This window comes from Leucobacter sp. OLIS6 (assembly GCF_002752355.1).
Taxonomy (GTDB): Bacteria; Actinomycetota; Actinomycetes; order Actinomycetales; family Microbacteriaceae; genus Leucobacter.
This window is the reverse complement of the sequence record NZ_MRAV01000001.1, coordinates 301,946-316,890: the sequence shown is the minus strand read 5'-3', so window position 1 is coordinate 316,890 and position 14,945 is coordinate 301,946. Positions and strand designations below refer to the sequence as shown.

General features: G+C 70.7%; 12 protein-coding genes. 7 read left to right on the top strand and 5 right to left on the bottom strand.

Annotated elements, in window-relative coordinates; genetic code table 11:
* Nucleotide 1: 1 nt before the first annotated feature.
* The 3 genes from BMH31_RS01445 to rmuC all read left to right on the top strand — a co-directional run bounded on the left by BMH31_RS01445 (nucleotide 2) and on the right by rmuC (nucleotide 4,784).
* Nucleotides 2-2,224, top strand: coding sequence for an ABC transporter permease subunit (locus BMH31_RS01445; RefSeq protein ID WP_241898077.1), 2,223 nt, complete (start codon nucleotides 2-4; stop codon nucleotides 2,222-2,224).
* A 23-nt stretch (nucleotides 2,225-2,247) separates the two neighbouring features.
* Nucleotides 2,248-2,994 (top strand): amino acid ABC transporter ATP-binding protein, encoded by a 747-nt coding sequence (locus tag BMH31_RS01440; protein ID WP_099723636.1) that lies wholly within the window; start codon nucleotides 2,248-2,250, stop codon nucleotides 2,992-2,994.
* Nucleotides 2,995-3,122: 128 nt separating this feature from the next.
* Nucleotides 3,123-4,784: a DNA recombination protein RmuC gene (gene rmuC / locus BMH31_RS01435; RefSeq protein ID WP_143469775.1), complete on the top strand. Its 1,662-nt coding sequence runs from the start codon at nucleotides 3,123-3,125 to the stop codon at nucleotides 4,782-4,784.
* A gap of 58 nt (nucleotides 4,785-4,842) precedes the next feature.
* Here the strand turns inward: rmuC and BMH31_RS01430 are convergent, their stop codons facing one another.
* Both BMH31_RS01430 and glpX read right to left on the bottom strand, forming a co-directional pair.
* Nucleotides 4,843-5,823 (bottom strand): SseB family protein, encoded by a 981-nt coding sequence (locus tag BMH31_RS01430; RefSeq protein ID WP_158234958.1) that lies wholly within the window; start codon nucleotides 5,821-5,823, stop codon nucleotides 4,843-4,845.
* 305 nt (nucleotides 5,824-6,128) lie between these two features.
* Nucleotides 6,129-7,112, bottom strand: coding sequence for a class II fructose-bisphosphatase (gene glpX, locus BMH31_RS01425; protein WP_099723569.1), 984 nt, complete (start codon nucleotides 7,110-7,112; stop codon nucleotides 6,129-6,131).
* Between the two features lie 74 nt (nucleotides 7,113-7,186).
* Between glpX and fbaA the strand changes: the two genes are divergently transcribed.
* On the top strand, nucleotides 7,187-8,215 hold the full coding sequence (fbaA, locus tag BMH31_RS01420; RefSeq protein ID WP_099723568.1) for a class II fructose-bisphosphate aldolase: 1,029 nt from the start codon (nucleotides 7,187-7,189) through the stop codon (nucleotides 8,213-8,215).
* Complete coding sequence (locus BMH31_RS01415; protein ID WP_099723567.1) at nucleotides 8,212-9,084, top strand: DUF6264 family protein; 873 nt, start codon at nucleotides 8,212-8,214, stop codon at nucleotides 9,082-9,084. Before fbaA ends, BMH31_RS01415 begins: the two co-directional genes overlap by 4 nt.
* On the opposite strand, the gene BMH31_RS01410 is transcribed toward BMH31_RS01415, so the two are convergent.
* Nucleotides 9,085-10,116 carry an FUSC family protein gene (locus BMH31_RS01410; protein WP_099723566.1) on the bottom strand — a complete coding sequence of 344 codons (1,032 nt, stop codon included), beginning with the start codon at nucleotides 10,114-10,116 and terminating at the stop codon, nucleotides 9,085-9,087.
* Nucleotides 10,117-10,255: 139 nt separating this feature from the next.
* Between BMH31_RS01410 and BMH31_RS01405 the strand changes: the two genes are divergently transcribed.
* Both BMH31_RS01405 and BMH31_RS01400 read left to right on the top strand, forming a co-directional pair.
* On the top strand, nucleotides 10,256-11,611 hold the full coding sequence (locus tag BMH31_RS01405; protein ID WP_241898088.1) for an MFS transporter: 1,356 nt from the start codon (nucleotides 10,256-10,258) through the stop codon (nucleotides 11,609-11,611).
* The gene (locus BMH31_RS01400) at nucleotides 11,608-13,101 is read left to right on the top strand and encodes an aminotransferase class V-fold PLP-dependent enzyme (RefSeq protein WP_099723564.1); all 1,494 of its coding nucleotides are present in this window, start codon (nucleotides 11,608-11,610) and stop codon (nucleotides 13,099-13,101) included. The genes BMH31_RS01405 and BMH31_RS01400 overlap by 4 nt, the downstream gene beginning before the upstream one ends.
* A gap of 73 nt (nucleotides 13,102-13,174) precedes the next feature.
* On the opposite strand, the gene BMH31_RS01395 is transcribed toward BMH31_RS01400, so the two are convergent.
* Nucleotides 13,175-13,804, bottom strand: coding sequence for a M15 family metallopeptidase (locus BMH31_RS01395; RefSeq protein ID WP_099723563.1), 630 nt, complete (start codon nucleotides 13,802-13,804; stop codon nucleotides 13,175-13,177).
* A gap of 79 nt (nucleotides 13,805-13,883) precedes the next feature.
* Complete coding sequence (locus BMH31_RS01390; protein ID WP_099723635.1) at nucleotides 13,884-14,918, bottom strand: 4-hydroxy-3-methylbut-2-enyl diphosphate reductase; 1,035 nt, start codon at nucleotides 14,916-14,918, stop codon at nucleotides 13,884-13,886.
* Nucleotides 14,919-14,945 lie beyond the last annotated feature (27 nt).

Genomic DNA, 14,945 nt, shown 5'->3' with positions numbered 1-14,945 from the left:
AGTGCATCAGAGCAAGCATCCATTCAGCCTGCGGCTGGCGATCGGGGCGGTGATCGCGGGCCTCGTCATGCTGGTCGCGGGATCCGCCGCGCAGGCCGCGCCCCCGTCCGCGGGCCCCGCGCACGCCGCGCCAGCGAAGACCGCCGACCTCAAGGGCAAGAAGTTCGTCATCGCGACCGACACGACCTTCGCGCCGTTCGAGTTCCGCAAGGACGGCAAGCTCGTCGGCATCGACATGGACCTCCTCAACGCCATCGCCGAGAAGGAGAACTTCCAGGTCGAGATCCAGTCCCTCGGATTCCAAGCGGCCGTCTCGGCCGTGACGAGCGGCCAGGCGGACGGCGTCATCGCGGGCATGTCCATCACCGATGAGCGCAAGCAGACCTTCGACTTCTCCGATCCCTACTTCGACTCGGGCGTGCAAATGGCCGTCGCGAAGAACAGCGACGTGACGGGCTACGACGATCTGAAGGGCAAGACCGTCGTCGCCAAGGGCGGCTCCGAGGGCGAGGCCGAGGCCAAGAAGCTGTCCGAGAAGTACGGCTTCACCGTTAAGGCGCTCGACCAGTCGACCAGCCTCATCGAATCGGTCAAGAACGGATCCGCGGCCGCGGTGTTCGACGATTACCCCGTGCTCAAGTACGGCATCGCCCAGGGCAACGGCCTCAAGGTCGTGACCGACAAGATCCCCGGTGGCCAGTACGGCTTCGCCGTCGCGAAGGGGAAGAACGCCGACCTGCTCGCCGCGTTCGACGAGGGCCTCGCGGCGCTCAAGTCCGACGGTTCGTACGACAAGATCCTCGAGAAGTACCTCGGCACCGGCGGCACCGCTGGCGGCGGCGAGGCGCCGGCCGCGATGGATCTGGGCGGCAAGAAGTTCACCATCGCGACCGACACGACCTTCGCGCCGTTCGAGTTCCGCAAGGACGGGAAGCTCGTCGGCATCGACATGGACCTCCTGAACCGCATCGCGAAGGAGGAGAACTTCCAGGTCGACGTCCAGTCGCTCGGGTTCCAGGCGGCGGTCTCGGCGGTCACCTCCGGGCAGGCCGACGGCGTCATCGCCGGCATGTCCATCACCGACGAGCGCAAGCAGACGTTCGACTTCTCCGATCCCTACTTCGATTCCGGCGTCCAGATGGCCGTCGCGAAGAACAGCGATGTAAAGGGCTACGAGGACCTCAAGGGCAAGACCGTCGTCGCCAAGGGCGGATCCGAGGGCGAGTCCGAGGCGAAGAAGCTCTCCGAGAAGTACGGCTTCACCGTCAAGGCGCTCGACCAGTCGACCAGCCTCATCGAGTCCGTGAAGAACGGATCCGCCGCGGCCGTGTTCGACGACTACCCGGTGCTCAAGTACGGCATTGAGCAGGGCAACGGGCTCAAGGTCGTCACGGCCAAGATCCCCGGCGGTCAGTACGGCTTCGCCGTGGCGAAGGGCAAGAACGCCGACCTGCTCGAGGCGTTCAACAACGGCCTCGCCCGCATGAAGGCGGACGGCAGCTACGCGAAGACGCTCGAGACCTACCTCGGCAAGGACACCTCGGCGACCGCCGACGGCGGCGCCAAGGCGCAGCCCGGGTTCATCCAGCTGTTCGTCGATTCGATGCCCGCGCTGGGCGAGGGCCTCTGGAACACCCTGCGCATCACCATGATGGCGTTCATCATCGCGATGGTGCTCGGCCTCATCTTCGGTTTCATGAAGATCTCGACCTCGCGCACCCTGCGCGGGATCGCCTCGGTCTACGTCGCCGTGTTCCGCGGTACCCCGGTGCTGGTCTGGGCGTTCCTGTTCTACTTCGGTCTGCCGCAGCTCACCGGAGTCACGGGCAACGTGTTCTGGGCCGGTACCGCGACGCTGGCGCTGAACTCCGGTGCCTACCTCACCGAGATCGTGCGCGGCGGTCTCCAGGCCGTGGATCCCGGCCAGATGGAGGCCGCGCGATCCCTCGGCCTCGGCTGGGGCAAGTCGATGCAGCGCGTGGTCGTGCCGCAGGCGGTCAAGATCTCGACGCCCGCGATCATCAACCAGTTCGTCATCACGCTGAAGGATTCCTCCCTGCTGCTCACCATCGGCTTCGCCGAGCTGCTCTACCAGGCGCAGCAGATCTACGCGGCCAACTACCGCACGACCGAGATGCTCATCATCGTGGGCATCATGTACTTCGTGGTGATCACCCTCCTGACCTGGGTCGCCAACATCGTGGATAAGAAGGTGAACAAGTGAGCCAGAAACTCACCTCCGGAACGGTGCCCGTCGTCGTCAGCGGCGCCGGCATCAGCGTGACCGGGCTGCGCAAGTCGTTCGGCTCGAACGAGGTGCTCAAGGGCATCGACCTCGAGGTCGCCCCGGGAGAGGTCGTCTCGCTCATCGGCCCCTCGGGCTCCGGCAAATCGACCATCCTCCGCTGCCTCAACAAGCTCGAGGTGCCGACCGCGGGCACCGTCGTGGCGAACGGCTTCGACATCATGGACCCGAAGGTCGACATCAACGAGGTGCGTCGGCACGTCGGCATGGTGTTCCAGCACTTCAATCTCTTCCCCAACATGACCGTGGTCGAGAACGTGATGCTCGCACCGGTCGAGACGGGCAAGCGGTCGAAGGAGGAAGCGCGCAAACAGGCGCTCGCCCTGCTGCGCCGCGTCGGTCTCGAGGAGAAGGCGGACGCGCGGCCGGCCCAGCTCTCGGGCGGCCAGAAGCAGCGCGTCGCGATCGCCCGGGCCCTCGCGATGGAACCCGCGATCATGCTCTTCGACGAGGCCACCTCGGCCCTCGACCCCGAGATGGTCGGCGAGGTGCTCGAGGTGATCCGCGAGCTCTCGAAGACCGGCATCACGATGGTGCTGGTCACCCACGAGATGGGCTTCGCGCGCGAGGTGTGCGACAAGGTCGTGTTCATGGCCGACGGCGTGGTCTGCGAGCAGGGCGATCCGGCACAGGTGTTCGACCACCCGCAGACCCCGCGCCTGCAGGAGTTCCTGAGCAAGGTGCTCTGAGGCGCCTCTCGGGATCGGAGCCCCGGGCTCGCGCGCTGCGCGAGCCCGGGGCTCCCGTCGTTGTCGGAGGTGCCCGCTAGCCTCCAATTACTTCGAATCCCCCTGTCCTCTGGCGAACCGGTGCATCAATGGAACTCCTCCTCATCATCCTGAGCGCGCTCACGATCGTGCTCCTCGCGCTCGTGCTCGTGCTGCTCGTCCGGCGCACGGGCGGCGCGGGTTCCGGCTCGGGCTCGCCCGACGCCGTGCGCGGCGAGATGCGCGCCTTCACCGGCGAGCTGCGACAGGACCTCGCGACGCAGCGCAGCGAACTCGCGCAGGTCATCGCGAGCGGCCATCAGCAGCAGGAGACGCGCGGGGCCGCGCAGGCGCAGGAGCTCATTCGCGAGCGCGAATCCCGCACGGCGGCGCAGCGCGAGCTGCGCGACCTCCTCGCCCGATCCCTATCGGAGCTGGGCGACCGCCAGCACCGGGCCGCGCAGTCCGCTGCCGAGGCGCAGGGCGAGCTCAAGGCCTCGATCGAGCAGCGGTTCGAGGTGCTCCGCGAGGCGAACGAGGCGAAGCTCGAGCAGGTCCGCGTCTCCGTCGACGAGAAGCTGCGCGAGACCCTCAAGTCGGCCCTCGACGAGAACGCGCAGCGGATCCAGCACCTCACCGAGACGCACGTGTCGAAGCAGGCCGAACTGCAGCAGACGCTGCGCGAGGAGCTCGAGAAACTGCGCCAGGGCAACGAGGCGAAGCTCGAGAAGATGCGGGAGACCGTCGACGAGAAGCTGCAGGGCACGCTCGAGCGCCGCCTCGGCGAGTCCTTCAAGCTGGTCAGCGACCGGCTCGAACAGGTGCAGAAGGGTCTCGGCGAGATGCAGACCCTGGCGTCCGACGTCGGCGGGCTCAAGCGCGTGCTCACCAACGTCAAGACGCGCGGCAGCTGGGGCGAGGTGCAGCTGGCGCGCCAGCTCGAAGACATGCTCACCCCCGAGCAGTACGCCGAGAACGTCGCCGTGCGACCGGGATCCGCCGAACGCGTCGAGTTCGCCATCAAACTGCCCGGCCGGGGCGACGGCGAGACCCCGGTCTGGCTGCCCATCGACTCCAAATTCCCGCAGGAGGACTACGAGCGTCTGCTCGAGGCCCAGGAGGGCGGCGAGAAGGACCAGATCGAGGCCGCCAGCAAGGTGGTCGAGCGGGTCATCCTCACGCAGGCGAAGCTGATCCGCGACAAGTACATCGAACCGCCGCACTCCACCGACTTCGCCATCATGTACCTGCCGACCGAGGGGCTCTTCGCCGAGGTGATCCGCAGGCCCGGCCTCGCCAGCCGGCTGCAGAACGAGTACCACATCACGGTCGCGGGGCCCACGGTGCTCATGTCGCTGCTCAACAGCCTCCAGCTCGGGTTCCGCACCCTCGCCATCGAGAAGCGCAGCTCCGAGGTGTGGCAGGTGCTCGGCGCGGCCAAGTCCGAATTCCAGAAGTACGGCCAGGTCTGGGAAAAGCTCGAGAAGCAGCTCCAGACCGCGCAGAACACGGTGCACCAGGCGGGCGTGCGCACCCGCGCCGTCACCCGCACGCTGCGCTCGGTCGAGACCTTCGACTCGGCCGCCCTCGGCGATGTCTTCGCCGACGCCGAAGCACTCGAAGAAGCCGAAGGTGCATCCGGGTCGGGCGCAGACCACGGATCGGCCGCGCTCTCCCTCTGGCCGACCACCGACGGCGACACCGAGGCCGACACGATGTCGGATGCCGCGGACGACGGCGCGGGCGCCGGATCCGCGAGCGGACAGGACTAGCGGCTCAGGCTCCGGTTCCGGCTCAGGCTCCGGCTCCGGCTCCGGCTCCGGTTCCGGCTCAGGCTCCGGCCGTGCTCGCGAAGGGTCTCAGCTCCTCCGCGGGCACGAACACCCCCGGCCCGCCGGGATTCAGTTGCAGGCCCGCGAGGCCGTTCCCCTGCACCAGATCCGCCAGCTGCGCGAGCGCGACCCGATGCGCCTCCGCCTCGGCGCGCCAGGCCCAGAGCTCTGCCGGCGACGTCCCCGCCACGGCGAAACTCCGCCCCTGATCGTCCTGGGCCGACATCACGCGAGCGGCCCCGGTCTCGGCGCCCGACGCATCCCGTTCCGGGATGACGGGCACGAACAGCGGAGCGTCGACCAGCGACTCGAACAACCCGGATCCGGGATCCGACGGCGACCGCTCCGCCGTCGGGGCGTTGGTGTTTGCCGTCGGCGTCGCGGCTGCCGTTGCCGTGGTCGCGGCGGTCGCGGTCGCCGCGGTCGTGGTCGCCGCGGTCGCGCGCACGAGAGCCTCGGGGTCGTCGGCGAAGTGCTGCAGGATCTCCTCCGCATAGACGATGCAGGCGTGCTCCGCCCGAGGATCGATCGCGATGCCCTCGAAGTCGCGGGCCGCCTGCGCGAGCACCGCCGCGGTGGGCTGGACGAGCGAGATCCCCGGACGCCCCCGATATCGGGTGAGCTCCTCATTCTCGGTGAACGCCATCAGCAGTTGCCTCCCCGCGTTGTCGGTCTGGGCTGCGATCGCGATCCGGTCGCCCCGCTGCAGACCGGAACTCGGATCCGCGATCTCCGAATCCGAGATGTCGAGCAGGAGCTGACCGGTCAGCGCGCGCCGCAGCACCTCCGCCAGCGTCCGCCGATCCTTCCGCTCCGCCCAGAGTCCGAGCCCCTCGGCCAGTCGCTCGTCCCGCCGGACCGGTGCCGCGGCGGGATCGGCGGCGTGATCGGCCGCGTGGTCTCGCGCATCACGCTCCTCGCCCCGCGCAGCATCGTCGTTCTCGGTTCCGTCGTGCGTCCCTCGTCCGAAAAGAGCCATGCGGCGCAGTGTAACCCGGCGCCCTGGCCCCCTTCGGAGGTTCCCGTGACATGCGCGACGCGCCACGCGCGAACGTGCGAACGTGCGAACGTGCTCGAGTGAGCAGTTGTACATGAAATGGGGGCTCATTTCATGTACAACTGTTCACTCGAAAAGGGATTCTGGGTCGCGTCGGGCGCGGAAGCCCGGCCCCGGACATGGACATGAACCCGAACCCGGGCGCAACGAACGACGCCCCCTCGTCGACCCGGAACGGGCGGCGAAGGGGCGTCGTCGGAGAACCCGCCAAGGGGCTCAGCCGAGCACTAGTTCCAGCGGTCGGGATCCATATCGCTGACGATGTGGCGGATCGTGCCCGAGTGCGAGCGCATCACGATGCTCTCGGCGCGGAGGAACGGGCCGCGACGCTGCACGCCCTCGACGAAGTCCGCCGAGGTGATGCCGGTCGCGACGAAGTAGGCGTTATCGCTCGCGACGAGATCGTTCGCCTCGAGCACGCGGTCGAGGTCGTGCCCGGCGTCGATCGCCTTCTGACGCTCCTCGTCGTCCTTCGGCCACAGGCGGCCCTGGATCACGCCGCCGAGCGCCTTCACCGCGCAGGCCGTGATGATGCCCTCGGGGGTGCCGCCGATGCCGACGCACAGGTCGATGCGGGAGTCCCAGCGGGCCGCGTTGACGCCGCCCGCGACGTCGCCGTCCATGAGCAGGCGGGTGCCCGCGCCCGCTTCGCGGATCTCGGCGATGAGCTGCTCGTGGCGCGGACGGTCGAGCACCGCGACGCGGATATCGGAGACGTCGACGCCCTTCGCCTTGGCGAGGTCGCGGATGTTCGCGCCGATCGGCTTGCGGATGTCGACGACGCCGACGCCGTCGGGTCCGCAGACGAGCTTGTCCATGTAGAAGACGGCCGAGGGGTCGTACATGCTGCCGCGGTCGGCGACCGCGATCACCGAGAGCGCGCCGGGCCGGCCCTCGGCGGTGAGGCGGGTGCCGTCGATCGGGTCGACCGCGACGTCGCACGCCGCGCCCTCGCCGTTGCCGACGCGTTCGCCGTTGTAGAGCCAGGGGGCGTCGTCCTTCTCGCCTTCGCCGATGACGACGGTGCCGTCCATCGAGACGGTCGAGAGGAAGCGGCGCATGGCGTCGACGGCGGCGCCGTCGGCGGCGTTCTTGTCGCCGCGGCCGATGAACGGCGTCGCACGGATCGCCGCGGCCTCGGTCGCGCGGACGAGCTCCATCGCGAGGTTGCGGTCGGGCTGCCAGTTGCCAAGCGAGTGGGATTCGGTCATGGTTCCCAGCCTACCGCGTAGACTGAGGGGCATAGCGGCCATGCGCCGACACGTCACGACGCCAAGGAGCACCGATGCCCGTTGCCAGCCCGGAACAGTACGCCGCCATGCTCGACGCCGCCAAGAGCGGCAGTTTCGCATTCCCCGCGATCAACGTCTCGAGCTCCCAGACGCTGAACGCGGCGCTGCAGGGCTTCGCCGAGGCGGGATCGGACGGCATCATCCAGGTCTCGACCGGCGGCGCCGACTACTTCGCCGGGCACACCGTGAAGAACCGCGCGGGCGGCGCGATCGCGTTCGCCAAGTACGCGGAGGAGGTCGCGAAGGCCTACGACGTGACCGTCGCCCTCCACACCGACCACTGCCCGAAGGACGCGCTGGAGGGCTTCCTCCTGCCGCTCGTCGCCGCGAGCGAGGAGCGCGTGCGCGAGGGCGGCCTGCCCTACTTCCAGTCGCACATGTGGGACGGCTCGGCCGTGCCGCTCGCCGAGAACCTCGAGCTCGCCCAGCAGCTCCTCCCCCGCCTGCACGCGATCGGCAGCATCCTCGAGGTCGAGATCGGCGTCGTCGGCGGCGAAGAGGACGGCGTCAGCCACGAGATCAACGACCAGCTCTACACGACCCTCGACGACGCGATCGCGACCGTCGAGGCGCTCGGCCTCGGCGAGCAGGGGCGGTACCTGACCGCGCTCACCTTCGGCAACGTGCACGGCGTCTACAAGCCCGGCAACGTGCAGCTGCGCCCCGCCCTGCTGAAGGAGATCCAGGACGGCCTGCAGGCGAAGTACGGCACCGCCGCGAAGCCGCTCGACCTCGTCTTCCACGGCGGATCGGGTTCGACGGCCGAGGAGATCGCCGAGGCGGTCTCGAACGGCGTCATCAAGATGAACATCGACACGGACACGCAGTACGCGTTCACGCGCGCCGTCGCGGACTCGATGTTCCGCAATTACGAGGGCGTGCTCAAGATCGACGGCGAGGTCGGCAACAAGAAGCAGTACGACCCGCGCGCCTGGGGCAAGGCCGCCGAGACCTCGATGGCCGCGCGCATCGTCGAGGCCGCGCAGCAGCTCGGTTCCGCCGGCAGGTCGGTGAGCGCGTGACGGATCCCCGTCCCGAGGACCGACCGGCAGAGCAGCCGGCGGATCAGGCCGAGCCGCAGGCGGCCCCGGCGGATCCGCGACCGCGACCGGCCTACGGCGAGTACGCACCGGAGGGCTGGAGCTGGACTCCGCCGCAGGAGGCGAGTGCGGCCGACCCGGCCGGATCCCGCTCCGGCCCGGACACGGCACGCTTCGGCGAGGTCGGTGCCCGGCCGACGAGCCCGCCGGCATCGGCGGAGGCGCTGTCCGACGCCGAAGTTCCGACGCGCCTGCCCGGGGTGCCGCACAACCTCGGCGCGCGGTCCGGCAGCGCTGGTGGCGCGTCGGCGACGCCCGGCACGACTGCTTCGACCCCGACCCAGAGTGCGCAGAGCGCGCAGAGCCAGCAGCCGTACACGCAGCAGCCCGCTCCGGCGCACGCCCCGCTGCCGCAGCAGCCGCCTCGGGCGCAGGCGAAGCCGCGCACCGCGGATCGCGTGATCACGATCTTCCTGCTCGTGATCGGCGCCTTCGGTGCGCTGAACATCGCCTTCGAGCTGTACCGGTTCCCCCTGAGCCAGCGCACCATGGCGGAGCTGCTCGGAGTCTCCGATTACACGGCGCCGGGCTGGCTCGAGCCGGTGGGCATCATCTGCGCGATCGCCGTGCTCGGCCTCTACGCGGTCAGCCTGATCCTGTCGGTGCGCCGCCTGCGCGCGAACAGGCTCACCTTCTTCGTGCCCCTCATCGCGGGAGTCGCCGCATTCCTGCTCGTGATGGTGATCACGATCGCCGCCATGGCCGGATCGCCCGAACTCATGACCGCGCTGCAGGATCCCGACGCGCTCACCAAGATGATGGACGCGCTGCGCACCACCCCGTCGAAGTGATCACCGTCGGGGCCGGTCGGCGGGCTCCGACGGCACCTCGGCACCCGCGGGCGGCACCTCGGCATCCGCTGACGGCGCTTCGACCGTGACCGCGGGTGCGACTTCGTGGGTCGCGTACTCACGCACCGAGCGCGGAATCGCGCGCGACATCACCCAGCCGGCCCCTGCCCCGGCGAGCACGAGCACGATGCCGGTGATGGTCAGCAGCACCCGGCTCTCGGCGATCCCGCCGATGTCGCGGCTCCCGCTGAGCAGCAGCATGAGCGCCGTCGTCACGAGCGTGGTGATCAGCCACAGCGGCCTCAGGAAGAAGCAGATGAGGTAGGCGCACAGCAGGATCACGGCGAGCACCGCGGCCTGGGGCGGCTCGAGCAGCGAGATCCCGAGCGCGATCGCGGCCCCGAGCAGCGTGCCCGCGATGCGCTGTACGGCCCGCCGCTGCAACGACATCCCGGCGGACGGCATCACGACGGCGAACACCGTTGCGGGCAGCCAGTACCCCTGCGGCAGACCGTGCGACAGCGCGGCGGCCAGACCGGCGATCGCGGCGAAGCCGACTCCCGAGACCGTGCTCCGCAGCCTGCCGACGCGCGACGCCCGGTGCAGGCGCGGCAGTCCGAGCGCGCGGGCGACGACCGCCGCGTACACCGCGCCAGCTGCGAGCACCACGAGCCGCAGCCCGAGCGCGGCATCCGGCGCCGACGGCGCCATGCTGCAGGCGATCACGCCGGCCGCTGCGACCGGCATTCCCCATCCGGCGCCCTGGGCGAGCCCGGCGGCGAGCGCGACGGCTCCGATGACGACCGGCCACCACGGCCCCGAGAGCAGGCTCGCAGCCGCGCACGCGGCGAGCATCACCGGGATGTAGCGGAACGACACCGCCCAGCCACTGTTCGCCGCGATGAGGAATCCGAAGGCCGAGGAGAGCAGGACCGCGGCCATCAGGCCGGTATCGCCGGAGGGAGCGGTCAGCCCGAGCGGGAGACCGAGGGCCACGACGAGCACCAGCGAGTTCAGAAAGCGTTTCGGCACGGCGGGATTGTATCGGCACGTCCGCCGCGCGCCACCGGGCGGCACGGGCTGCCGCTACGCTGAGCGCATGGTTTCAGCGACGAATCCCGGCACCGGCGCGGGCTCCGGCCCGGGCGATCGCCTGCCCGGCTCCACCGTGATGCGCTATGCCGCGGGGTCGCTCGGCACGGGCGGCTTCGCCACGCTTCCGGGCCTGGTGCTCGTCTACTACCTGACCGATTCGCTCGGGGTCACCGCGCTCGCAGCCGGCGCCATCGTCACGCTCGCGAAGGTCTGGGACGTGCTGATCGACCCGCTCATCGGCGGACTCAGCGATCGCACGAAGCAGCGCACCGGATCGCGCCGCGGCCCCATGCTGCTCGGCGCGATCGGACTGCCGATCGCGTTCGCGCTCACTTTCGCCGTGCCGGCCGGGACCCCGCCCGTGCTCGCCGCGCTCTGGGTGCTCGTCGCCTTCGTACTCGCGGCGACCTGCTTCAGTCTGTTCCAGGTGCCCTACATCGCGCTGCCCGCGGAGCTCACCTCGGGGTACCGCGAGCGGACCCGGTTGCTGACCTGGCGTGTGATCGTGCTGACGGTCGCGATCCTGCTGTTCGGCGCGGGCGGTCCGGAGCTGCGCGGCCTGTTCCCCGAGCAGCCGCTCGTCGGATACCTGGTCATGGCGATCGTCGCCGGGATCGTGCTCTCGGCCGGCATGCTCGTGGCGACGCGCGTCGCCCCGCGCGGCATCCCGGCGCCCGCGGCGCCGGCCGCACCGACCGCGTCGACCGCGCCCCGCGGGCGCTTCGGATCCGGACTGCTCGAGCATTACCGCGAGGGCCTCGCGGCGCTGCGGGAGAGCCAGCCGTTCCGCGCACTGCTCGGCACCTTCGTGCTGCAGGGGCTCGCGACCGGGCTCATGCTGGCCGGCGCTCAGTTCGTGGCGCGCTGGATCCTGGGCGACGAGGGCGCGGTCACGCTGCTGTTCGTCGCGCTCATCGCGCCGGCGCTGCTCGTCTCCCCGTTGTGGAGGGTCCTCGCGGATCGGATCGGCAAGGAGCGCGCGTTCCGCCTCGCGAGCGTGCTGTTCCTGCTCGCCTCGGTGCTGCTCATCGGCATGACCTGGGCTCCCGGGTGGTGGATCCTCGCCCCGGTCGCCCTGGCGGGCGCCGCCTACGCCGGCATGCAGACCCTGCCCATGGCGATGCTCCCCGACGTCATCAGCCACGACCGGGCCGGCGGCGCGGACCGCGCCGGGATCTTCGGCGGGGTCTGGACCGCGGGCGAGACCACGGGCATGGCGCTGGGTTCGACCGTGCTGACGATCGTGCTCGCCCTCACCGGCTACGTCGAGTCGACGGCCGGGGTCCGGGTCGAGCAGCCGGGGTCGGCGATCTCGGGCATCGCGCTCTCGTTCAGCTTCCTGCCCGCGCTGCTCATGCTCGCCAGCCTCGCGGTGCTGGCGCGATACCGGCTGCGCGAGCACGACATCACCGCGACCGAGGAGCCCGCATGACCGTCGAACCCCGTCTCGACCCCGCTCGGGTACTCGACCGCCTGCGCGAACTGCGCGAGCACGATGCGCCCACCCACGGCGGCCGGATCCTCGCCTACGTCTACGATCCGGGCCGACCCGAGATCGATGAGCTCGCGCACCGCGCCGCCGAGATCGCGCGCCCCCTCAACGGGCTCGATCCGACCGCCTTCCCCTCGATCGCGGCGATGGAGCGCGACCTCGTCGCGTTCGTCCGGTCCGCCGTGCACGGGCCGCGCTTCGGTCCGGGCCGGGTCGTAGGCAGCGTCACGAGCGGCGGCACCGAGAGCTGCCTGCTCGCAGTGAAGTCGGCCAGGGACCGCTGGCGCGCCGCGTCTCCGGATCGCGCGCACGCCCGGCCGCGGCTCCTGGCTCCGGCGACGGCGCACGCCGCGTTCCAGAAGGCGGCGCGCGCCTTCGATCTCGACTGGGATCCGGTGCCCTGCGCCGACGACGGCTCGGTGAGCGCCGAGTCGATGCTGTCGCGCCTCGACGACGACGTCGCGCTCGTCGTCGTCTCGGCTCCGGCGTACCCGAGCGGGGCGGTCGATCCGATCCGCGAGGTGTCGGACGCCGCACGGGCCCGGGGCATCGACTGCCACGTCGATGCCTGCTTCGGCGGCCTCGCCCTGCCCTGGTGGCCGGGCGTTCCGGTCTGGGACTTCCGGCTGCCGGGCGTCACGAGCCTGTCGGCCGACCTGCACAAGTTCGGTTTCGCCCCGAAGGGCGTCTCGGTGCTGCTGCACCGGGGTCGTGCACGGCACCGCTCGCAGTTCTTCGCGACGACCCGCTGGCCCGGGTACCCCGTGGTCAACCCGACACTGCTGGGCTCCCGTTCGGCGTCGCCCCTCGCTGCGGCCTGGGCGATCGTGCAGCATCTCGGAGCCGAGGGGTACGCCGAGCTGACCGCGCGCACCGTCGCCGCGACCCGCGGGATCGCAGCGGCGGCCGCCGCGATCGAGGGGATCGCGGTGATGGGGGCGCCCGTCGGCCCCGCGATCGCGCTCATCGCAGATGCGTCGGTGCCCGAAGACGAACGGGTGGACCCGCACCACCTGGCCGACGCGATGGCCGAAGAGGGGTTCCGGATCCAGCATCAGCCGGGGTACGTCCAGTCCGACGGGGTTCGGATCCCGCACAGCGCGCACCTCACGATCACGCCGGTGCTCGACGCGGCCGTGCCCGAGTTCGGTGCGGCCCTGCGTCGTGCCGCGGAGCGGGTGCGGGGTCGTGCTCCCGCGAACCCCGCTGCCGCTCTCACGGCGATGCGGCTGCTGGGCTACGGCCCCGGCGGCCGGGTCCCGGGCCCGGCGGCGGCCTGGCGGATCCTGCGTCTCGCCGGGGCCGGCGGCGGATCGGGCAGCGCCGTCCCGAGCCGGCTCGCCCCGCTCATGGCGCTCGTCGAGCGGCTCCCCGCTCCCGTGGCCGAAGCGCTGCTCAGCGAGCTGATCGCCCGCGTCAGCGAGCCCTGACGACGGCTGCGGTCCCGAGGCCGGTGCGGCACCGGGACGAGCCGACCGGAAGAGCGACCGAGGCCCCCGGCCATCAGCGCCGGAACGACGGGTCGGGCAGCAGGGCCGGGCACTGCCCGGTTCCGCCGTCGGGTGCGAGTTCGAAGTGCCAGCGCTCGTTCTCGAACGCCCGGCAGAGGCCGAAGCGCTGCCCGTTGTCGCCGAGCCAGATCGAGGCGTCGAGCATCCCGACGTCGACCGCGTCCCCGGTGACGTGCAGCGAGCGGTCGGGGGTGTCCACCCACTTGCTCGCCTCCGCTTCGCTGCCGTACTGCTGCACAGCGGCGTCGAGGAGCTGCTGCTGCAGCTCGCGGCTGCGCCACCCCGAGGTGACCCGCAGCTCGACTCCCGCTTCCTTCGCGCCCTCGGCGGCGCGCAGGAGCGCGGCGTGCAGCTCGGGTTTCAGCCCGGTGATCGCGGCGTGATCGGCATCGACGGCGATGCCGTTGTCGCCCTGGATCGAGCCGTCGCCCTCGGGCTTCTGCGGTTGCTGCGGTTGCTCGGCAGGCTGCGCAGCGCCGGGCCCTCCGACGGGCATCGTGGTGCCGCCCGGCGCGTGCAGCTTGCCGGAGCAGCCGGCGAGCGCCACGGCGGTGACGGTGGCCGCTGCCGCGATCAGCGCCAGCAGGATCGGGATTCGATTGCGTCGTGCTTCGGTGTGCATGCTCCGATTCCATCGGAGCGGGTGTTGCCGCGGCGTAGCGCTCGGAGCATACGCGAACGATACGCCGGAGGAGCTGGGGTCAGCCGCGGACGCGGCCACCGAGCGCGCGCTCGTCGCGCTTGCCCGAGGCGTCCTGGCGCAGCTCCTTCGGCAGCGAGAACACCAGGTCCTCCTCCGCGGTGACCGTCGCGCGCACGTCGGCGTATCCGGCATCGGCGAGGTCGTCGAGCAGCTCCTGCACGAGCACCTCCGGCACCGAGGCGCCGCTCGTCACGCCGACGGTGCGCACCCCGTCGAGCCACTCCTGCCGCACCTCCGAGGCGAAGTCGACGCGGTACGCGGCCTTCGCCCCGTACTCGAGCGCGACCTCCTTGAGCCGCACCGAGTTCGAGGAGTTCGCCGACCCGACCACGATCACGAGATCGGCCTGCGGCGCGATCTGCTTGATGGCGACCTGGCGGTTCTGCGTGGCGTAGCAGATGTCGTCGCTCGGCGGATCCTGCAGCTTCGGGAACTTCTCACGCAGTCGGCGCACCGTCTCCATCGTCTCGTCGACCGAGAGCGTGGTCTGCGAGAGCCAGACGAGCCGCTCGGGGTCGTTCACCTCGAGCGTGTCGACGTCGTCGGGCGAGTTCACGATCGTGATGTGCTCGGGCGCCTCGCCGGCGGTACCCTCGACCTCCTCGTGCCCGGTGTGCCCGATGAGCAGGATCTCGAGATCCTGCTTCGCGAAGCGCACGGCCTCGCGGTGCACCTTGGTGACGAGCGGGCAGGTCGCGTCGATCGCGTGCAGCCCCCGATCGGCGGCCGCTTCGACCACCGCCGGAGAGACGCCGTGGGCCGAGAACACGACGTTCGCTCCCTCGGGAACCTCGTCGACCTCCTCGACGAAGATCGCCCCCATCTGCTCGAGCGTACGCACCACGTGGACGTTGTGCACGATCTGCTTGCGCACGTAGACCGGAGCGCCGAAACGATCGAGCGCCTTCTCGACCGCGACGACCGCACGGTCGACGCCCGCGCAGTAGCCGCGCGGGGCGGCGAGCAGCACCTGCTTGGGGCCGCCGACGGGCAGATCCTTCAACCGGCCGACCTCGCGGCGCAGACGGGGCATCGCGAGGCTCACCACCGGGGCTCCGAT